Origin of the sequence: Bradyrhizobium sp. SZCCHNR2028, from assembly GCF_032380995.1 — a bacterium.
GTDB lineage: Bacteria > Pseudomonadota > Alphaproteobacteria > Rhizobiales > Xanthobacteraceae > Bradyrhizobium.
The window spans coordinates 55,718-75,936 of sequence record NZ_JAUHJF010000017.1 but is presented as its reverse complement, the minus strand read 5'-3'; the positions used below and the strand labels follow the sequence as shown (position 1 = coordinate 75,936).

The following is a 20,219-nucleotide window of genomic DNA, read 5'->3' as shown; positions in this document are numbered from 1 at the left end:
AACTCCAACCGGCGAGTTGAGCCCGGCCGGGCCGATCCGGATCAGTGCCGGAGCACCGACACCAGCCAGAACGTCAGCGCCGCGACGATCGCCGCGGCCGGAATCGTGAAGACCCAGGCATAGACGATCGATCCGGCCACGTTCCAGCGCACCGCGGAGGCGCGGCGGGCGGCGCCGACGCCGACGATGGCCCCGGTGATCGTGTGGGTGGTCGAGACGGGCACGCCGAGGAAGGTCGCCAGGAACAGCGTGATCGCGCCGCCGGTCTCGGCGCAGAAACCCTGCATCGGGTTCAGCTTGGTGATGCGCAGGCCCATGGTGCGGACGATGCGCCAGCCGCCCATCAGGGTGCCCAGCGCCATCGCCGCCTGGCACGACAGCACGACCCAGAACGGCACCGTGAACTCGTTGCCGAGATGGCCCTGCGAATACAGCAGCACGGCGATGATGCCCATCGTCTTCTGCGCGTCGTTGCCGCCATGGCCGAGCGAATACAGCGAGGCCGAGGCGAATTGCAGGATGCGGAAGGCGCGGTCGACCGCGAACGGCGTCGAGCGCACCGAGGCCCAGGACACGATCGCGACCAGGACCATCGCCAGCACCAGCCCGACCAGCGGCGACAGCACGATCGCGAGCACGGTCTTCGACAGGCCGCTCCAGACGGCGGCCGAGATGCCGGCCTTGGCGACCCCTGCCCCGACCAGGCCGCCGATCAGCGCGTGTGAGCTCGACGAGGGAATGCCGGCCGCCCAGGTGACGAGGTTCCAGACGATGGCGCCGACCAGGGCGGCGAAGATCACCTGGGCGTCGACGATGGCGGGATCGATGATCCCTGTACCGATGGTCTGCGCGACGTGGAGGCCGAACACCGCGAACGCGACGAAATTAAAGAATGCGGCCCAGAACACCGCATATTGCGGCCGGAGCACGCGGGTCGAAACGATGGTCGCGATCGAGTTGGCGGCGTCGTGCAGGCCGTTCAGGAAATCGAAGGCGAGCGCAACGGCGATGAGGCCGACCAGGATCGGAAGGCCGAGTTGAGCGTCCACGGCGCGGCCCTACCCTAGACCTGTTCGATCATGATCGAATTGATCTCGTTGGCGACGTCGTCGAAGCGGTCGGCGACCTTCTCCAGATGGTCGTAGATCTCGGCGCCGACGATGAAGTCCATGGTATTGGCCTTGCGGTGCTTGAGGAACAGCTCCTTCAGCCCGATGTCGTGGAGGTCGTCGACCCGGCCCTCGAGCTTGGTCATCTCCTCGGTGATCGCGGTGATCATCGGCACGTTCTGGCCGATCGCCTGCAGCAACGGCAACGCGCGGCCGATCAGATTGGCGCAATCGACCAGCAAGGTGCCCATCTCGCGCATGGTCGGCTCGAACTCTTTGACCTCGAACAGCACCACGGCCTTGGCGGTCTGCTGCATCTGATCGATGGCATCGTCCATCGAGGTGATCAGGTTCTTGATGTCGCCGCGGTCGAACGGGGTGATGAAGGTGCGGCGGACCGCGGTCAGCACTTCGCGGGTGATGTTGTCGGCCTCGTTCTCGAACTGGCTGACGCGCTGGCAGTGGGCGAGGATGTCGTCACCGCCCTGCAGCATGTCCTGCAGCGCATGGGCGCCCTGAATCACCACCTTGTTGTGGCGGGCGAACAAATCGAAAAACCGCTCCTCCCGCGGGAGGACGGCGCGAAACCAGTGCAGCATGGGACGAGATCCATCCATTCCGAAACGGGCCAGGGCCGGCCCGTCACAGAACTGTCATACTCCGGATCGCGCACCAGCAGAAGCGGTGGCCGGTTCATCCACCGCTTTCTGCCCTTTCGACGATCTCTTTTCAGATCAACGGCTTAAAGGGACCGTTTGAACAGATGGGCGATTTCGCCGACCACGCCGCGGCGGAAGGTGAGCACGCAGGCGACGAAGATCACGCCCTGGATCACCGTCACCCACTGGCCGAAGCCGGACAGATATTGCTGCATGCCGACGATCACGAACGCGCCGACGACGGGGCCGAACACGGTGCCGAGCCCTCCGACCAGGGTCATGAGCACGATCTGCCCCGACATCGCCACCTCGACGTCGGTCAGCGAGGCGTTCTGGGCGACGAACACCTTCAACGCGCCAGCCAAGCCGGCCAGCGTCCCGGATAGAATGAAGGCGAGCAGCTTGTAATGGTCGGTCTTGTAGCCCAGCGAGATCGCCCGCTGCTCGTTCTCGCGGATTGATTTCAGCACTTCGCCGAACGGCGAGTTGATGGTGCGGAAGATCAGCAGGAAGCCGGCGAGGAAGCCGACCAGCACGACGTAATAGAGCACCGTCGGCCTGGACAGGTCGAGGATGCCGAACATCCGCCCCTGGGGAATGCCCTGGATGCCGTCCTCGCCATGGGTGAACGGCGCCTGCAGATAGATGAAATACAGCAGCTGCGACAGCGCCAGCGTGATCATCGCGAAATAGATGCCCTGGCGGCGGATCGAGATGTAGCCGGTGATCACCGACAGGACGAACGATCCGGCGACGCCTGTGAGGATGCCGAGCTCGGGCGGCAGCCCCCACACCTTCAGCGCGTGGGCGCTGCAGTAGCCGGCCGTTCCCAGGAACATCGCGTGGCCGAACGACAGCAGGCCGCCATAGCCGATCAGGAGGTTGAAGGCGCAGGCGAGCAGCGCGAAGCACAGCGCCTGCATGACGAAGAACGGGTACAGCCCGGTCCACGGTACGATCGCCAGCAGCGCCGCCATGATGACGAACACGATCATCTCGTCGCGCATCGCGCGCGGGGTGATCGGCAGGGTCGTGTCGGTGATGGATGTCATGTCAGGCCGCCCGTCCGGTCAGACCCGTCGGCTTCACCAGCAGCACCAGGACCATCAGAACGAAGACCACGGTGTTGGAAGCCTCGGGATAGAAATATTTGGTCAGTCCCTCGATCACACCGAGCAGGAAGCCGGTGATGATCGAGCCCATGATCGAGCCCATGCCGCCGATCACGACCACCGCGAACACCACGATGATGATGTGCTCGCCCATCAGGGGCCGCACCTGGTTGATCGGCGCCGACAGCACGCCGGCGAGGGCCGCGAGCCCGACGCCGAGGCCGTAGGTCAGCGTGATCATGCGCGGCACGTTGATGCCGAACGCCCGCACCAATGTCGGATTCTCGGTGGCGGCGCGCAGGTAGGCGCCGAGCCGGGTGCGCTCGATCAGGAACCAGGTCGCCAGACAGACGACCAGGGAGAATATGACGACCCAGCCGCGATAGACCGGCAGATACATGAAGCCGAGATTCATGCCGCCACGGAGCTGATCCGGGATCGCATAAGGCAGGCCGGACGAGCCGAAGAAGTTCTGGAACACGCCCTGGATGATCAGCGCCAGTCCGAACGTCAGAAGCAGTCCGTAGAGATGGTCGAGCCCGGCGATCCATTGCAGCATGGTGCGCTCGAGGATCATGCCGAAGACGCCGACGATGATCGGCGCCAGCAGCAGCGCCCACCAGTAATTGATGCCGCCGAGGTTGAGCAGGAAATAGGCGCAGAACGCGCCCATCATGTAGAGCGCGCCATGGGCGAAATTGATGATGTTGAGCATGCCGAAGATGACGGCAAGCCCGAGACTGAGCAGCGCGTAGAACGAGCCGTTGATCAGTCCGACCAGGAGCTGTGCGTAGAGGGCCTGCATCGTCTTGTTCTGTTTTCTCTCGGCGTTTCCCAGAAGATGGCGGCCCCGGCGACGTCAGCCGCCGGAGCCACAGCGGTTCATTTCTTCAACAAGGCGCACGCGCTCTTGTCGAGCGGCGTGAAGGCCTGGTCGCCCGGTACCGAGCCGACCAGCTTGTAGAGATCCCACGGGCCCTTGGACTCCGAGGGCTTCTTGACCTCGAACAGATAGGCGGTGTGGATGGTGCGGCCGTTGGGCTGGATCTCGCCCTTGCCGAACAGCGTATCCTCGGTCGGGATCGACTTCATCTTGTCGACGATCTTGGTGCCGTCGTGCGGGTTCTCGCCCAGCGCGTCCAGCGCCTTGAAGTAATGCGCGAGACCGGCATAGACGCCGGCCTGGACCATGGTCGGCGGCGCGCCGTTCTTCATCCGCTTGGCGAACCGCTCGGAGAAGGCGCGGGTCTGGTCGTTCATGTCCCAGTAGAAAGTCTCGGTGAAGTTGAGGCCCTGCGCGATGTCGAGCCCGATCGACTTGACGTCGGTCAGGAACAGCAACAGCGCGGCAAGCTTCTGGCCGCCCTTATTGATGCCGAACTCGGCCGCCTGCTTGATCGTATTGGTGGTATCGCCGCCGGCATTGGCGAGGCCGATGACCTTGGCGTTCGACGACTGGGCCTGCAGCAGGAAGGACGAGAAGTCGGAGGTGTTGAGCGGATGCTTGACGCCGCCGATCACCTTGCCGCCATTGGCGGTGACGACCGCCGTGGTATCGCGTTCCAGCGCGGCGCCGAAGGCGTAGTCGGCCGTCAGGAAGAACCAGGTCGAGCCGCCCGCCTTGACCAGCGCCTGGCCGGTGGTGTGCGCCAGCATGTAGGTGTCGTAGGTCCAGTGCACCGTGTTCGGCGAGCACTGCGCATTGGTGAGATCCGAGGTCGCAGCGCCCGAGTTGATGTAGACGCCGTTCTTCTCCTTGACGACGTTGTTGACGGCCAGCGCGACGCCGGAATTCGGCACGTCGACGATGACGTCGACCTTCTCGACATCGAACCACTGCCGCGCGATCGCGGTGCCGATATCCGGCTTGTTCTGGTGATCGCCGGAGATCACGTCGATCTTCCAACCCTTGGCGGCGAGGCCGGAATCCTCGATCGCCATCTGCGCGGCGAGCGTCGAGCCGGGGCCGCCGAGATCGGCATAAAGACCCGACTGATCGGACAGCGCGCCGATCTTGACGGTCTTGTCGCCGGCCGAAGCGACGCTGCCAGCGGCGAGAGTGAGCGCCGTTCCCAGCAGCAATGACGCGATGAATTTGCTCTTCATTTCCAACTTCCAGAACTTTCCAACAAAACTGCCAAGAAGACCATAGAGAAGACCGTAGAGAAAACCGCGGGAGGAAACCGCCAAGTCAACGTCGCCGGCGCCGGTCAGACGCCGAGATAAGTATGCAGCTTATCCATGTTGGCCGACAGATCGGCATTGGCGAAACCGTCGATGACCTTGCCGTGCTCGACCACGTAGTAGCGGTCGGCGACAGTCGAGGCGAAACGGAAGTTCTGCTCGACCAGGAGGATCGTGAAGCCTTCCTTCTTCAGCCGCGCGATGGTGTGGCCGATCTGCTGGATGATGACTGGCGCGAGACCCTCGGTCGGCTCGTCCAGCATCAGGAAGCTGGCGCCGGTGCGCAGAATGCGCGCGATCGCCAGCATCTGCTGCTCGCCGCCCGACAGCTTGGTGCCCTGGCTCTTCAGCCGCTCCTTCAGGTTCGGGAACAGCTCGAAGATCTGGTCGAGCATGAGCCCGCCCGGCCGCACCACCGGCGGCAGCAGCAGGTTCTCGCGCACGTCCAGGCTGGCGAAGATGCCGCGCTCCTCCGGACACAGCGCGATGCCGAGCCGCGCGATCTTGTCGGAGGTCATGCGGATCAGCTCGCGCCCGTTGAACTGGACCGAGCCGGTGCGCTTGCCGATGATTCCCATGATCGACTTCAGGGTCGTGGTCTTGCCGGCACCGTTGCGCCCGAGCAGGGTGACGACCTCGCCGGCATTCACGTTGAAGTTCATGCCGTGGAGAATGTGGGATTCGCCGTACCAGCTCTCGAGATTCTTGACATCGAGAATAGTGCTGGTCACAGCGCCAGCGGTGGGCGTCTTGGCCGTCATCACCTCAGGCATGTCCGGCCCCCAGATAGGCTTCCTTGACGCGCTCGTCCTTGGCGAGCTCCGAATACGGCCCTTCCGTCAGCACCTGGCCGCGCGTCAGCACGGTGATGGTGTCGGAGAGGTTGGCGACGACGCTGAGATTATGCTCGACCATCAGGATCGTGTATTTGGCGGAGATGCGCTTGATCAGCGCGGCGATCTTGTCGATGTCCTCGTGGCCCATGCCGGCCATCGGCTCGTCCAGCAGCATCATCTCCGGATCGAGCGCCAGCGTGGTCGCGATCTCCAACGCACGCTTGCGCCCATACGGCATTTCGACCGCCGGAATGTTGGCGAATTCGCTGAGGCCCACGTCGTTGAGAAGCTCCAGCGCCCGGTTGTTGAAGCGGTTCAGAACGCTCTTGGAGCGCCAGAAATCGAACGACGAGCCATGCTGGCGCTGCAGGGCGACGCGGACGTTCTCCAGCGCCGTCATATGCGGAAACACCGCCGAGATCTGGAACGAGCGGACCAGGCCAAGACGCGCCACGTCGGCCGGCGCCGTCGCCGTAATATCCTGACCCTTATAGAGAATCTTGCCGGCCGACGGCCGCAGGAACTTGGTCAGAAGGTTGAAGCACGTCGTCTTGCCGGCCCCGTTCGGGCCAATCAGCGCATGAATGGTGCCCCGGCGGATCTTGAGCGAAACATCGCGAACGGCAAAAAATCCCGCGAATTCCTTCGTCAATCCGTGGGTCTCGAGAATGAACTCGTCAGCCAAAGATTCCCCCCAAGCCGGCGCCTTCAGCGCCTGGCCCTCGCTTCTTCCTGTACGGCGGCTCTGCCGGACGACTGGACGATTCCTCGCCGCCACCCGCGACCGCTTCGCGCCGGAATATGCCGTCAATCGAGGGAGTTAGGCAAGGCGGAAAGCTGGGCAACGACGTCGCAAGGCGGCCGACGCACCTTGCGTTGAAATCACCTGCGATTTCCCGCTGACATAGAAAATCATACCGCCGGCATTTTCCTGCACGCGCGCGCGCTGCAAAGGCGGCGGGCGCGGCCCGCGAGACGGCGCAGCGATGATCGTCTCCAACTACTTCGCGGCCTTCACGTCCTTTGCGTAGAGATCCGGCTTGAAGCCCACCACGCGGCGGCCGCCGAGATCGAGCACCGGGCGTTTGATCATCGAAGGCTGCGCCAGCATGAGCGCGATCGCCTTGCTCTCGGTGAGTCCGTCCTTGTCCGCGTCGGGCAATTTCTTGAACGTCGTGCCGGCGCGATTGAGCAGCACCTCCCAGCCGAGCTCGTCGCTCCATGCCTTGAGTTTAGCCTTGTCGATTCCGGCGGTCTTGTAGTCGTGGAATTGGTAAGCGACGCCGTGATCGTCGAGCCAGGCGCGCGCCTTCTTCATCGTGTCGCAGTTCTTGATTCCGTAGATCGTGATGCTCATGCCACGCGTCCTCAAACAATCGTGTCCGACCGCGGCGGATGTCCCACGTTGCGACAATCGGCCGTGCATTTTGCCGTGCGATTCACCCGCTTTTGATGCGGCGGACGCCACTCGTTCCGCGGTCGGAATTCACTCCGACCTTTGCCACGAAACTGTCGGCTGAGCATTACATTTTCTTCGCATCCCCGGCGTATCTGGCCCACGAACAGGAGACCGCGAATGGGCAAGATCATGGTACGTTGTCCGCAGACCGGCCGCAGCATCGAGACAGGGATGGAAATGGACGCCGCGCGCTTTCAGTGCATGCCCGTGTTCTTCTCGCGTGCCTACTGCCCGCACTGCCGCATCTACCATGAATGGTTCGCCGCCCATGCCTGGGTCGAGGAGACGCGCGAGCGTATCGCGCTGGCTTGACCGCACTCAAGTTGACGGATGCTGGCCGCCACGCATCTCCACCCGACATCAAGACAGCAGAGCAGCGATATCCTCCTCCGTCAGCGCCTTGCCGATATTGCCCTCGCGATCGAACAGTGAATCAGCCAGCGCCTGCTTGCGCAGCTTGAGCTCACCGATCTTCTCCTCGATCGTCCCGGCCGTCACCAGGCGATAGACGAAGACCTTCTTGTCCTGGCCGATGCGATGCGCCCGGTCGATCGCCTGCGCCTCGACGGCAGGATTCCACCAGGGATCGTAGATGATGACGGTATCGGCTGCCGTCAGGTTGAGGCCGACTCCGCCGGCCTTCAGGCTGATCAGGAACACCGGGCTGTCTCCCCTCTGAAACGCCTCGATCGGCCGCTTGCGATCGCGGGTGTCGCCCGTGAGCAGCTCGTAGGCGATGTCAGCCGCCTCGAAACGCTCCTCGATCAGGGAGAGCATCGAGGTGAACTGCGAGAAGATGATGATCTTGCGCCCCTCGCTGAGCAGTTCCTCGACCATCTCAATCAGCCGGTCCAACTTGGCCGAGGGGCGCTCGACCTTGTCGTCGAGCTTCACCAGCCGCGGGTCGCAGCAGACCTGGCGCAGCCGCAGCAGCGCTTCGAGCACGACGATGTGGCTGCGCGCGAGACCACGTTCGTCAAGGGCTTTGCGCACCTTCTTCGCCATCGCCGCGCGGATCGAATCATAGAGATCGCGCTGCTTGCCGTCGATCGCGACGGTCTCCACGATGTCGACCTTGGCCGGCAGCTCGGACGCAACCTCCTCCTTGGTCCGCCGCAGCAGGAACGGCTTGACGCGGCGGGTCAGCGCCGCCGCCCGCATCGCATTGCCTTCTTTCTCGATGGGCGTGCGCCAGTTGCGCGTGAACGCGGTCTTGTCGCCGAGATAGCCGGGGTTGACGAAGCTCATGATCGACCAGAGCTCGCCGAGATGGTTCTCCATCGGAGTGCCCGTCAGGCAGAAGCGGTGGCTGGCCTTGATCGCATTGAGCCAGCGCGTCGTGGCGGCATTGGGATTCTTGATGGTCTGCGCCTCGTCGAGAATGGCCATGTGCCAGTCCCGTCCCAGGATGAGCTCATGGTCGCGCGCGATCAGCGGATAGGTGGTGAGCACGACGTCGTGCTCCGAAATCTGCGCGATCAGCTCCTTGCGAGCGGCGCCGTGGAACACCAGGACCTTCAGGTCAGGAACGAACTTGCTTGCCTCGTTGAACCAGTTCGTCATCAGGCTGGTCGGCGCGACGATGAGCACGGGCCTCGCCAGCGCGCCGCGCGCCTTCTCGAGCGCGAGCAGGGCCAGCACCTGGACGGTCTTGCCGAGGCCCATGTCATCGGCCAGCACGCCGCCGAGGTTGGCCTGCCGCAGGAGATCGAGCCAGGCGACGCCCTGCCGCTGATAGGGGCGCAACGTGGCGGTGAAGCCGGCCGGCAGCTTCAATTCATCCGGCCGATGCTGCCGCACCAGATCCGCGAGCCGGCGCAGATCATCGGGGCCCTTGAATGCGCCCGGATCGTGCGCCAGCAGCGGCACGAGCTGCGCACGAGACAGCTTGAGCTTGCCCGACGCATCCAAGCCGCCGCCGCTCAGCCGCATCGTCTGCAGCGCCAGCAGAACCGGCAGGAAGCGGCCGGCCGCCAGCGCCAGGTGCCGTCCGTCGGGCAGCGGCACATACATGTGCTTGGCTTCGGCATCGGCTTCGGACAGCGCATCGAGAATGCCGGGCTGCGCGAGCAGCCGCGCCAGCAGCTCGGCCAAGTCATGCGGCCGGCCATCGATGTCGATCTTGAAGCCAAACTCGAACCAGTCGATTCCGGAGCCCTCGATCTCCATGTCGACGAGACCGGAGGACTCCGCCAGCCGGTACGGAAAGTCGTCATCGATGCGGATCTCGAACCCCTGCTCGCGCAACGCATCGAGCTCGAGATGCACGAATTGCAGCCAGCGGCCTTCGTCCTCGAAGGTCAGATCGTCCGCGTGACCGCCGAAGCTGTAGGTCTGGACCTTTCTGAGTGGAACCAGGCCGAGCTCGCTCAGCCGTTTGGACGACTTTCGTTCGTCCGCCTTGGCGCGGGTGACGAGATGCACCCGGCCGTCTTGGAACGCCTCCACCTCGTTGCCACCGTTGTCGGGCTCGATCTCGATCGGACCGTAACGGAAGCCCGCGCGGACCACGCCGAGTGGAAGCCCGCTGGTGTGGACGCCGCGAAAGCCATAGCCCGGATAGGGTCCGCGGCGCAGATGCAGGATGGGCGTCGGCTTGGCCTCGATCTCGACGACCTCGGTCGGCCGCGACGGCAGAAGGGCGCGATCCAGCGAGGGCAGCCGCTGGCTGAGATGTCGGGAGACCTCGCCGATCAGCGCCTTCGGCAACGTCGGCGCGCTCAGCAGGTGATGCGCGGTTCGCGGATCTATACCGGGATCGGCCTCGCCGACGACGCCGCTGTTCTCGTCGGCATAGATGGGCGGCTCGGCATGCAGGGCCGTCAGACCATCGACCACGAGCCTTGCGCCGATGCCTCGCAGGCCGACCGGCTGCCATTCGATGCGGCCGCCGCGGATGTCGCCCCAGCGCAGCAGCGGCCCGGTATGATCGCGCCAATACGCCCGGCCGGTCTCGACGATGCGCTTCAGCAGCGCGGCAGAGCCGATCCGGAACGCCCATTGTCCGTCGAGATAGACTTGATGTCCAAGCCACGCCGCGATCGCGATGTCGATGTCGCGATAGAACGCCGGCGCATGCGCGGCACTTGTCCGCAGTTGATCGACCTTCGCGAACGCGGAGGCAAAGCTATCGTCCTTGCCCAGCCGGACCGACCACAGACGGACGACCGGAAAAGGTGCACCTCCCGGCTCGGAATGGGGCTGCACGCCATAGATCAACCTCTGCCTCACCGCGGGAGGATAGCTATCGCCACGGCTGACCGCGCCGATCTTGTTGAGCCACGCGCTGATCTCTGGCGGCAGCACCACTGTGCCCGCCTGCCCTGCTGTCTTTCCCGCCGCCCTTGGCGGAGTCCCCTGATCCAGGTCGTTCTCCGACGGCTCGATGGCTTCGAGCAGAACCGCCGCAACGTGCTTGCAATTGTGCTGCATCGGGCACGTGCATGTGCCGGATACGTCCAAGCGCCCGTGCTGGTCCCGCTCCAGCCTGATCTCGACCTCATAGGGCCAGGATTGCGATCCCTGCACCGAGGCCGCCAGTTCCCGGCCGTCATCGCTGATGTCGAGATCGAGAACCCCTCCGCGAAGCTGAATATGCTCGGCCTTCTGAAAGGCGGCATGGCCGAAGAAGGACCGGATGGCCTGGGGCCTTTTGAAAGGAAGCGGCATGCATTGTAATCCGGCGAACGCGATCGCGCGTTCGACAGACCCATTTACCACGATCCGGGCGGCAGCATCGCGCCGCACCCTCTTCCCTGGGGATAATATCTCCGGCTTGGTGGTTCACCCGTCGTTCGGATCGCTCTTCAGCGGCTTGTCGGAATCCCCCGGCATCAGGCAGGGATAGAGCTCGCTGAACGTGAATTCCGCCCCGCCGTCGGCGCGATCGAAACGCAGCACCACATCGAAGCGTTTGCCGGACCAGTGGGTCGGCAACTGGCTTTCATTGCTCACCGGCAGCCGCGGCAGGATGTCGGAGATGATCGCCTTGTGCTCCCACGCCACCAGCACGGTGCCGGACAGCGATAGCAGGGCTTCGACCAGCGCCGCCTCCTGCCCCTTCGCAAAGGACGTGTTCGGCTTGTCGAGGCCGACGCGCGCAGACAAATCGAGCACCGTCTCATAGGGCCGGCGGCTCGGGTCGGAGCCGTCCTCGGCGCTGTCGGGATCGGCGGCATAGACCGCCTGCGGTGTCGGGTAATCCGCGCCGCCCAGTCCGCTGCCGAACAGCGCCGTCCAGGCCCCTGCCCGCTCCCAGCCGAAGATCACCAGCGACTTCGAGTCCGGCTGGCCCTCGTGGGTCAGGCCCGGGCCTGTCGCGTCGCCGTCCGGCTTCTCTGCATGGCGGATGATCAGCAGCGTCAGCGCGTTCATCGGCAAACCTCTCAGGTGGCATCATACATCCATCACACGCAATTGCTACTTGAGATTGCAAGCGCGAGACCGCATCATGGCGCTTTTCCAACCAGGATTCATTTCAGATGAGCATGGGATTGCGACAGACCCGCCGGACATTCCTGGCGACGGCCGCGATGGCCGCAGCCTCCACCGTCATCTCGCCGAGGCCGAGCCGCGCCGCCGCGAAATATCGCCGCCACAACGTCACCAGCGCGGAAGGCCAGAAGATGCTGGCGAGCTACGCCAAAGGCGTCGCCGCCATGCTGCAGCTTCCCGCAAACCATCCGCAGAACTGGTTCCGCAACGCGTTCATCCACCTGATGGACTGCCCGCACGGCAATTGGTGGTTCTACGTCTGGCATCGCGGCTATCTCGGCTATTTCGAGCAATCGATCCGCGCCCTCAGCGGCGACGACGATTTCGCGCTGCCCTATTGGGACTGGACCGAACTGCCGGAGATTCCCGCCGGCATGTTCGACGCCGTACTGACACCGACCGACCGCGCGTATCAGCCGTTCACCGGGAATCTCGCGGTCTTCACCTCGTTCATCAAGCCGGCGCTGACGGATTACTGGAACAGCCTGTCGAAGGATCAGCGCGGCCAGCTCGAGATCCGCGGCTACAAGTCGATCGACGATCTCTGGAACGACGTCACCGGCTTCTCGCCGTCCGCCAATGCCGGCATCTCCGGCAATGAGGCCTTCGCCACCACCTGCGCCTCACGCTATCTGTCACGCGACAATCCGAAGCTCGACGCCAAGACCACCTACGACGTCTCGCCCTTCGTGATCATGGCGGGCCTGCTGCCGACCGACTTCTACAACCCCGACAACTATCTGAGCTTCACCAGCTCGAAGACCACCTCGCACAACACCCAGCCGAATGGCGCGACCAAGTTCTCGACCCTGGAAGGCCTACCGCACAACAAGGTCCACAACTACATCGGCGGCGTCGGCCCGCTCGATCCCGGCCCCTACGGCAACATGACCAACTTCCTGTCGCCGGTCGATCCGATCTTCTTCCTGCACCATTCGAACATGGACCGGCTCTGGGATGTCTGGACGCGCAAGCAGCAGCGGCTCAAGCTTCCCTACCTGCCGCAGGGCGCCGACCTGAAGACGTTCTCCGACGAGCCCTTCCTGTTCTATGCCGACGGCAAGGGCGGCTATGTCGGCCCCAGCAAGGCCGGCGACTACATCTCGACCGATCGCTTCGACTACGACTATGCGCCGGGCTTCGGTGAGGACATCGTCAATCCGCCCGCGGTCGCCTCGGCGCCGCAGGCCAAGCCGCAGCAGGGCTCGGTCAAGGCCAATGTGGGCACGGTGAGGATCCCCGGCGATGCGCTCGAAGCGCATCTGGCGGCAGCGCGGCCGCAGCCGCTGATGGCGCAGATCACGCTGCCCCGCCCGAGCGGCTATTCGACTGTGCGCGAGTTCGACGTCCTGGTCAACGCGCCCGCCAACGTCACCAAGGTCACGGCTGACAGCCCATATTATGCAGGCACCATCGCCTTCTTCGGGTCGATGATGCCGGGCATGGCCATGACCATGGATGCGACCTTCGCGGTGCCGCTGCCGACGAAGCGGGAGGCCTTCTCCGCCCTGCGGGCCGCGCCCAACCAGCCCCTGAGCATCCGCGTCGTGCCCTCGGGCGGCGTCGGCACTGCGCCGACGCTGAAAGCGCTCTCGGTCGGACCGCTGCGCCCATGAACGGGAGGCGCGCCGCGCTGCGGGCCTGCGCCGTGCTGCTATGTGCCGTGCTGCGGCCGGCCTCGTCCTTGGCGGCGGAGCCGTTCAGAGCCATCGACTTGGTCCTGCCGCGGCCATTGGATGCGAGCGACGCTCCGGTCGTCGAGATCAGCCTGGGCGCACTGGGGCGAGGCCAGGAGGTGACGGTGACGACGGCGTCCGGGATGCCGCTCGGGACCATCTCGCCATTCGGCCTTCGCACTGGAGCGGAGGCCGGCACCTACGCGCTTCCGGTGCCGAAGGACGCGATCAAGAGTGGACGGCTGTCGATCCGTCTCAGCATCAGCCAACCCGGCGGCAGCCGCGCGCCGACGCCGCAGGAGGTTCGCGGCATCACGCTCAAGCTCGCTCCACGGCCATGATCCGTCGTCTGCGCCGCAAGCGCGCCGGGCTCAGACCGTCCCGCTCCGCGCACGTTCTGCACGCTGTTCGAACGGGCTGCCCATGCTGGGCTGTCCGATCCAGACGCGGTTGAGCAGCCGCGTGAACGGCGGACACGTCGTCCCCTCGATGCGCGCCATCGCCTCCTGATAAGGGCCGACGGTGCGCAATCTCTCCGGCAGCACCGCATAGGCGCGCGGCAACCAGACTCGAGCTCGCGCCGCGCTGCGGCGTTCGCGCTCGCCATAAGGCAGCCCGAACGCAAGCCGCAGCCGCTCCGGCAACATCTCGGCCGTCAGCGCCGTGAACCAACGCGGCGGTGCGATCCAGGTCGCCTCGCCCGAGAAGATGCGCTGCGCGATGTCGCGCGCGGCCGTGCTGACCGTCAGCGTCTCCGATTCCATCATGTCGGCCGCATAGGCCTTGAAAGCCCCCCAGTCCGGCGGCAGCACCTCATGCGGAATCCCGAACAGACCGGCGAAGCGCATCGCCTCACGCCAATATTGCTCGCGCTCGTCATCGCCGAGCGGCGGACACAACAGGCCGTAGGACATCATCGCAGTCTCGACCAGGGTGGCATGGACCCAGCGCAGCGCGTCGACGTCGTTGGCGCGATAGTGCGAGCCGGCGGCGAAGGGTCCGACCGTCTCAGGCATGACGCCGTCGACCGCGGCGTGACGCCGATACAACCGCCGCGCCACGGCAACCGCCTGCGCGCGCGTGCCGAACACCATGGTGTAGACGATGCCGAAGGTGCGGTGGAAACGGCCGAGCGGATCGGCGAACACCTTCGACTGCTCGGCAACGCCCGCCGCCACCCAGGGATGGGCGAGCTGCAACAGCAGCGCGCGGCCTGCGCCGAGAAACAGCGCGGCCTCGCGATGCACGCGCCACATCACGCTGTCGGACGGCAGCACGGCGTCGCCCGGCGTGGCCGGCGCGGACAGCAGCTCGGCCATGCAACGTTCGAAATCGGCCTCGCTGACGATCACGGCCGCTGCGGGATCTCCAGCCCGCGCTGTACCGCCGGCCGCGCCAGCCCGCGCTCGAGCCAGGCCGGAACATGCGCGAGCTCATCGAAGGCTGTGAGCTCGCGCGCGCCGTAGAAGCCGATCAGGTTGCGCACCCAGCCGAGCGTCGCGATGTCGGCGATGGTGTAGTCGGCGTCCATGATCCACTGCCGGCCATCGAGCCTGTCGTCGAGTACGCCGAGCAGCCGCCTGCTCTCCGCGACATAGCGCTGCAACGGCCGCTTGTCCTCGTACTCACGGCCGGCGAATTTGTGGAAGAAGCCGAGCTGCCCGAACATCGGGCCGATGCCGCCCATCTGGAAATGCACCCACTGGATGGTCTGCCAGCGCCGCGCCGGATCGTTCGGCAGGAATTGTCCGGTCTTCTCGGCAAGGTACTGCAGGATCGCGCCGGATTCGAACAGGCCGAGCGGCTGGCCGCCGGGACCGTCGGGATCGATGATCGCGGGAATCTTGCCGTTCGGATTGAGCGAGAGGAATTCCGGGGTCTTCTGGTCGTCCTTGCCGAAATCGATCGTGTGCGGCTCGTAGGCCAGGCCGGTCTCCTCCAGCATGATCGAGACCTTGACGCCGTTCGGGGTCGGCAGCGAATAGAGCTGGATGCGGTCGGGATGCTGCGCCGGCCAGCGCGTGGTGATCGGGAAGCTGGAGAGATCGGACATCGTGGCTCTTGCTCGCTTTGTCGCTGAGGCCTCAATCTAAGCCCGTGAGCCGCCGCTGCAAGGTTCGATGCGGAACCGCATGCGGCCGACGGTCTTATGTTGCTGCATCGTGCAGAAAGCCAGCATGCCGAGCCCGACCTACCAGTTGATCATGCAGGCGATGATCACACGCCAGCAGGTGCTGTGCATGTATGGCGGCTTCGCCCGCGCGATCTGCCCGATCATCCTCGGCCACACCGCCGGCCGCGAGCGCGTGCTGGCGTTCCAGTTCGCGGGCGGCGCGAGCAGCGGCCTGCCGCCGGGCGGCCAATGGAAGTGCTTCGATGTCGCTGACATCAGCGAGGTCGAGCTGCGCCAGGGGCGCTGGCATTCGGGGCGCAGCCATCGCCAGCCGCAATACTGCGTCGCCGACGTCGAGCTCGACGTCAATCCGAACAGCCCCTACGATCCGAAACGACCGATCGCGACGCCGCAGAGCGGTAAGCTTCGGCGGAAGCGCTGACGCTACTGCGGCTCGCGCAGACGCACGCGCAGCAGCGCCGGCAGCTTCGAGGTGGCGTCATGCTGCGCGAGCTTCGCCGCGACCCGGCGCATCAGCGACGACGCGCCCTGCTTGGCAAACACCTTCATGCCGCGATAGCTGAAATCGACCACGACCTCATGATGGCGCATGCCCTTGCCGCCCTTGACCAGGCCAAGGTCGCGCACCAGGCAATAATGCCCGTCGCTCATGCGTGCCAATCGGGTGTTCTCGAACATGCAGCGAAGCAATGCACCGAGTCGCAAATCCGTCAAGATTGACAGGAACGACTCATGAACTCAGCACATCGGCAACGCGTCGCCGCGGCGAGAAGGGCAGCGCCGGCCCGTAGCCGAAGCGCAGCACGAGATCCGGCCTCCGTGTCGTTCCGACCACGCGCGCCAGCTCTGGCCGCAACGCGGCCACTTCGACCGGCTGGTTGATGAAGGCAAGCTTCAGACCCAGCCGCGTCGCTTCGAGCGCGAAGCGCTGGCACGCCTGCCCGGCCCTGATCCAATGCGAGGCATCGGCCTGCTCGGCGGTGAATACGGCGACACCGGCCGATGAGCGAATCTGCCGCGCGTATCTGTCGTTCTCCGACGCGGCATTGAAGAGCCGATCGAAGGCGAGGCCACCGAGCGCGGTCGGCAATGACGGGTTGCCGCTGGCAGCCGCGAACAGCCCGTCGCCGGTCTCGATCGCGCTGCGCGGATTGAACCGCAGCCAGCTCTTCAGTTCGCGCATGAACGCCGCATCGCGCATCTGCGCATCATTGCCGGCGACGACGAGATCGCGGATGGCGGCGATCGCGGCGGGAGCCGTGATGATCGCGAGATCGACGCCTGGCATGGTTGACGCGGCCTGCAGCGCGGCGAGATCGCCTGACGGCACCGGTCGTCCGTCATACTCCGCGCGCGTCGACTGCCTGCGGACGATTGCCGCAAGCCGCGCATCGTCATGCGCCGTGCCGTTCGTGAAGCTGTACCGCACCGTCCGGCCGTCGCTGCTGAGCTCGCCCGGACGGCCGCTCGCATCCGCGGCGATCGCGAGATTGGCGGCCGCGCAGCCCAGGCTGACGAACAGATGATGGTCGTCCGGATCGACCACCGGCGTGCGGCGTGACGGATCGGGCATGATCTCGATCGCATCCTGCGCTACGCGAAAGCGCCAGGGCTGCGTGTTGTGGCTGTTGGCTGCAAGCGTCGCGTAGCGGATCACCGAAGTGATATCGGGCGACAGCGGCGCGCGCAGTCGGGCGCTATACGTCTCATAGTCGTGCATCGTCCCCGTGATCGCGCGCCAGGATGCAGCGCCGAGCGAGGCGGCAGCAATCGCGCTCCCCGTTCCTAACAATACCGTCCGCCGGTTCATAGCAAACACGCCTGCATTTTCCGCTGCAATCGAGCCAAGGACAACAATACGCCGGCATCGCATCGGCGCGTTGTTGCAGATCAAGGCCGCCGCAGCCGGCAAAAAAGTTCGAAGACACGCCGTTGACAGCCCCAACAAAGCGGCGTATGTCCCGCGGCCTCGCGAGCGACTGTGCCCGCGACAAACATGAGCGAGACGATGTCCTTCGGCTACGAACACTTCATCCGCACGTCCAACGGCGTCATGCCGGTGGATGGCGCACGCCATGCTCGGGGGAGCGGTCTTGCTTGAGGCAAGATCAACAGTCCGCATCACACGGACCCTCCCGAGCCAGCCGCTCCGGAGGGTTTTTTGTTGCCCTCACGCGAGCGGCCTGCACGGCGAAACCAACGGAAGTCCCGGCTGTCAGCCGGAACGGGAGACCCGGATCCCGGGGCTCGCGCAGGTGATGCGCGTGCCCGAGCGCGCGGGGCCTGTCGGAGGGAACGAGGCGGCAACGCCGGACACCGATGGCAGAGCGAGCTTCCTTGGAGCTCGCAACATGCGGCGCCAACGCGCGCCGCAGATAAGCTATTTGAATTCCCGGTCGTTCGCGGCCGGGAGCTGCTGGTGGTGAAGATCGCGGGTCCTTCGCGCCAATGCGGCCACGCGCCGCCTTCGATCGATCGTACCGTGGAATCCGTCTAGCGAGATGGGTGAGTCGCGGGTTGCGGTGAGGCTGATGCCAAGCCTGCGTTTCGATCGTCGTATCTCCGTGATCGGCCGTTCCCCAGCATGCCATCCATCGTCGCCCGGCAACCGCCGGGCGGCCAAGGCGGTGGTGAAGATGTCTGTTACTTCGTTGAAACCGAGCGCCCAAGCGGGCAGCAACAGCATCGCCCCTTCCCCGCCGAACGTATCCACGAGCCGTGGTGAAGACGACTGTTACTTCGCCTTGCACGCCAGAGGTCGCGGGTTCGACTCCCGCCCGGCGCCATGCCGGTAGCTCAGAGGTCAGAGCGCTGTCCGGTCCATCGGCGACCGGGTCTCAGTCGTCGCCTGTTCCCGGCTCGTGATCCATCTCAACTGATCGTCTTCGAACAGGCGGTCAGATCGTTGCGGCGCAGACGTCTGCTGCGCCACCTTCTTCCACGTGCCGTGGTGAAGAGTGCTGATACTTCGATTGCGGATCGAGAGGTCGTGGGTTCGAATCCCATCCGGCGTTCCATGCGCCGGTAGCTCAGCGGCAGAGCACTATCCGCTCCACGCCGGTGGAGCGGAGCTCAGCATTCGCCCGTTCCCGGCGCGTGGTCATCTGTGACGCGTGGTCTCCGCACGAGATCACGCGTGACGTCCCTTCCACCCGTCATCAACCAAGATCACCCCAGAGAGGAGGCCATCATGGTCAGGCTCAACAAGTTCCTGCGCGCCTTCACCCATGAGGGTGCGCCGTCCCGGCAGCTCGCGCCCGAGCAGGCACTGCAGCGTACGCTGCTGAGCTGCCTGCTGTGGGAGGACCAGTTCTACGAGGACGGTGTGTCGGTCGCCGAGCGCATCAAGGCGCTGGTGCCGCAGGTCGCGCCGCGCGAGGCGGCGCAGCTCGCGGTGCGCGCGCGCGAGGAGATGAAGCTGCGGCACGCGCCGCTGCTCGTCGCCCGCGAGATGGCGCGGCTGCCGGAGCACCGTGCGCTGGTCGCCGAGACGCTGGCGCGCATCATCCAGCGGCCGGACGAGATGACCGAGCTGCTCGCGATCTACTGGGCGGACTCGCTGGGTCCGCAGCAGCAGCGCAGGCGGCAGCCGGTGTCGGCGCAGGTCAAGAAGGGGCTGGCGAAGGCGTTCACGAAGTTCGACGCCTATCAGCTCGCGAAGTATGACCGCGAAGGACCGGTGCGGCTCCGCGACGTCCTGTTCCTGGTGCACGCCAAGCCCAGGGATGCCGCCCAGGAGGCGGTGTGGAAGCAGCTCGCCGCAAGCGAGCTGCCCTCGCCCGACACCTGGGAGGTCGCGCTGTCGAAGGGCGCGGACAAGCGCGCAAGCTTCGAGCGGCTGCTCGCCGAGAAGCGGCTCGGAGCGCTGGCGCTGTTGCGCAACCTGCGCCTGATGCGGGAGGTCGGGGTGCCGCGGGCAACCATCGCAGCCGCGATCGAGACGATGCGGACGGACAGGATCCTGCCGTATCGGTTCATCACGGCGGCGCGGCATGCGCCGGACTTCGAGCCCGAGCTCGAGCAGGCGATGCTGGGCGCGATCAAGGGCTACGCGCGGCTGCCAGGTCGCACGCGGCTCCTGATCGACGTCTCGGGATCGATGTTCGCGAAGCTGTCCGCGCAGTCAGAGATGACGCGCGCGGAGGCTGCGTGCGGGCTCGCGATCCTCGCCCGCGAGGTCTGCGACGAGGTGGAAATCTTCACGTTCAGCGACAAGGTCGTGAAGGTGCCGCCGCGCCGTGGCTTTGCGCTGCGCGATGCGATCCTCGGGTCGCAGCCGCATTCCGGGACCTATCTCGGCCGTGCGGTCGGCGAGATCGACCGCAAGGGAGACCGCCTGATCGTCTTCACCGACGAGCAGAGCCACGATGCGGTGCCGTCGCCCAAGGCGCGCGGGACCATGGTCAACGTGGCGTCGTACCAGCACGGGGTCGGTTACGGACCCTGGACGCGGGTCGACGGCTTCTCCGAGGCCGTGATCGCCTGGATCGCGGCGCAGGAGGAGACGCTGCGAGGCGCCACCCTGCACTGACGACAACGGACCCGGACACGTCACA

20 protein-coding genes and 2 tRNA genes are annotated in these 20,219 nt (G+C 65.3%); 7 read left to right on the top strand and 15 right to left on the bottom strand.

Features of this window, described 5'->3' with window-relative positions:
* Positions 1 to 41: 41 nt before the first annotated feature.
* The 8 genes from QX121_RS23970 to QX121_RS23935 all read right to left on the bottom strand — a co-directional run bounded on the left by QX121_RS23970 (position 42) and on the right by QX121_RS23935 (position 7,257).
* Positions 42 to 1,049 (bottom strand): anion permease, encoded by a 1,008-nt coding sequence (locus QX121_RS23970; RefSeq protein ID WP_315813204.1) that lies wholly within the window; start codon positions 1,047 to 1,049, stop codon positions 42 to 44.
* 14 nt (positions 1,050 to 1,063) lie between these two features.
* Complete coding sequence (locus QX121_RS23965; RefSeq protein WP_315739342.1) at positions 1,064 to 1,708, bottom strand: DUF47 domain-containing protein; 645 nt, start codon at positions 1,706 to 1,708, stop codon at positions 1,064 to 1,066.
* 143 nt (positions 1,709 to 1,851) lie between these two features.
* Positions 1,852 to 2,820, bottom strand: a complete 969-nt coding sequence (locus QX121_RS23960) for a branched-chain amino acid ABC transporter permease (protein WP_315739341.1) — start codon at positions 2,818 to 2,820, stop codon at positions 1,852 to 1,854.
* Between the two features lies 1 nt (position 2,821).
* A complete protein-coding gene (locus QX121_RS23955) occupies positions 2,822 to 3,685 on the bottom strand; it encodes a branched-chain amino acid ABC transporter permease (RefSeq protein ID WP_315739340.1) in 864 nt (287 codons plus the stop codon).
* 77 nt (positions 3,686 to 3,762) lie between these two features.
* Positions 3,763 to 4,986 (bottom strand): ABC transporter substrate-binding protein, encoded by a 1,224-nt coding sequence (locus QX121_RS23950; protein WP_315780400.1) that lies wholly within the window; start codon positions 4,984 to 4,986, stop codon positions 3,763 to 3,765.
* 104 nt (positions 4,987 to 5,090) lie between these two features.
* Positions 5,091 to 5,837 (bottom strand): ABC transporter ATP-binding protein, encoded by a 747-nt coding sequence (locus tag QX121_RS23945; RefSeq protein ID WP_315739337.1) that lies wholly within the window; start codon positions 5,835 to 5,837, stop codon positions 5,091 to 5,093.
* Positions 5,830 to 6,585, bottom strand: a complete 756-nt coding sequence (locus tag QX121_RS23940) for an ABC transporter ATP-binding protein (protein WP_315739336.1) — start codon at positions 6,583 to 6,585, stop codon at positions 5,830 to 5,832. The genes QX121_RS23945 and QX121_RS23940 overlap by 8 nt, the downstream gene beginning before the upstream one ends.
* Positions 6,586 to 6,900: 315 nt before the next feature.
* Complete coding sequence (locus tag QX121_RS23935) at positions 6,901 to 7,257, bottom strand: ArsC family reductase (protein ID WP_315777446.1); 357 nt, start codon at positions 7,255 to 7,257, stop codon at positions 6,901 to 6,903.
* A 219-nt stretch (positions 7,258 to 7,476) separates the two neighbouring features.
* Here QX121_RS23935 and QX121_RS23930 point away from each other — a divergent pair, with 219 nt between their 5' ends.
* Positions 7,477 to 7,671, top strand: coding sequence for a hypothetical protein (locus QX121_RS23930; protein WP_315813203.1), 195 nt, complete (start codon positions 7,477 to 7,479; stop codon positions 7,669 to 7,671).
* A gap of 48 nt (positions 7,672 to 7,719) precedes the next feature.
* On the opposite strand, the gene QX121_RS23925 is transcribed toward QX121_RS23930, so the two are convergent.
* Positions 7,720 to 11,028, bottom strand: coding sequence for a DEAD/DEAH box helicase (locus QX121_RS23925; RefSeq protein ID WP_315813202.1), 3,309 nt, complete (start codon positions 11,026 to 11,028; stop codon positions 7,720 to 7,722).
* A gap of 114 nt (positions 11,029 to 11,142) precedes the next feature.
* Positions 11,143 to 11,733 (bottom strand): histidine phosphatase family protein, encoded by a 591-nt coding sequence (locus QX121_RS23920; protein WP_315813201.1) that lies wholly within the window; start codon positions 11,731 to 11,733, stop codon positions 11,143 to 11,145.
* A gap of 107 nt (positions 11,734 to 11,840) precedes the next feature.
* Between QX121_RS23920 and QX121_RS23915 the strand changes: the two genes are divergently transcribed.
* Positions 11,841 to 13,469, top strand: coding sequence for a tyrosinase family protein (locus QX121_RS23915; RefSeq protein WP_315813200.1), 1,629 nt, complete (start codon positions 11,841 to 11,843; stop codon positions 13,467 to 13,469).
* Complete coding sequence (locus tag QX121_RS23910; RefSeq protein ID WP_315813199.1) at positions 13,466 to 13,870, top strand: hypothetical protein; 405 nt, start codon at positions 13,466 to 13,468, stop codon at positions 13,868 to 13,870. Before QX121_RS23915 ends, QX121_RS23910 begins: the two co-directional genes overlap by 4 nt.
* A gap of 30 nt (positions 13,871 to 13,900) precedes the next feature.
* Here the strand turns inward: QX121_RS23910 and QX121_RS23905 are convergent, their stop codons facing one another.
* Both QX121_RS23905 and QX121_RS23900 read right to left on the bottom strand, forming a co-directional pair.
* Entirely contained in the window at positions 13,901 to 14,881 is a 981-nt protein-coding gene (locus QX121_RS23905; protein WP_315813198.1) for an oxygenase MpaB family protein, read from the bottom strand.
* The gene (locus QX121_RS23900; protein ID WP_315813197.1) at positions 14,878 to 15,582 is read right to left on the bottom strand and encodes a glutathione S-transferase N-terminal domain-containing protein; all 705 of its coding nucleotides are present in this window, start codon (positions 15,580 to 15,582) and stop codon (positions 14,878 to 14,880) included. Before QX121_RS23900 ends, QX121_RS23905 begins: the two co-directional genes overlap by 4 nt.
* Before the next feature lie 124 nt (positions 15,583 to 15,706).
* On the opposite strand from QX121_RS23900, the gene QX121_RS23895 reads away from it, so the two are divergent.
* Entirely contained in the window at positions 15,707 to 16,084 is a 378-nt protein-coding gene (locus QX121_RS23895; protein WP_315813196.1) for a hypothetical protein, read from the top strand.
* A 2-nt stretch (positions 16,085 to 16,086) separates the two neighbouring features.
* Here the strand turns inward: QX121_RS23895 and QX121_RS23890 are convergent, their stop codons facing one another.
* The 3 genes from QX121_RS23890 to QX121_RS23880 form a co-directional block, all read right to left on the bottom strand.
* Positions 16,087 to 16,314: a hypothetical protein gene (locus QX121_RS23890; protein WP_315739326.1), complete on the bottom strand. Its 228-nt coding sequence runs from the start codon at positions 16,312 to 16,314 to the stop codon at positions 16,087 to 16,089.
* A 79-nt stretch (positions 16,315 to 16,393) separates the two neighbouring features.
* Complete coding sequence (locus tag QX121_RS23885) at positions 16,394 to 17,473, bottom strand: Acg family FMN-binding oxidoreductase (RefSeq protein ID WP_315813195.1); 1,080 nt, start codon at positions 17,471 to 17,473, stop codon at positions 16,394 to 16,396.
* 570 nt (positions 17,474 to 18,043) lie between these two features.
* Positions 18,044 to 18,349 (bottom strand): hypothetical protein, encoded by a 306-nt coding sequence (locus QX121_RS23880; RefSeq protein ID WP_315813194.1) that lies wholly within the window; start codon positions 18,347 to 18,349, stop codon positions 18,044 to 18,046.
* A 254-nt stretch (positions 18,350 to 18,603) separates the two neighbouring features.
* Between QX121_RS23880 and QX121_RS23875 the strand changes: the two genes are divergently transcribed.
* From QX121_RS23875 to QX121_RS23865, 3 genes are all read left to right on the top strand, one after another.
* Positions 18,604 to 18,680: transfer RNA gene (locus tag QX121_RS23875), tRNA-Arg, on the top strand.
* A gap of 1 nt (position 18,681) precedes the next feature.
* Positions 18,682 to 18,760, top strand: a tRNA-Trp gene (locus QX121_RS23870).
* A gap of 93 nt (positions 18,761 to 18,853) precedes the next feature.
* Positions 18,854 to 20,194, top strand: coding sequence for a TROVE domain-containing protein (locus tag QX121_RS23865; protein ID WP_315739323.1), 1,341 nt, complete (start codon positions 18,854 to 18,856; stop codon positions 20,192 to 20,194).
* Positions 20,195 to 20,219: the final 25 nt, after the last annotated feature.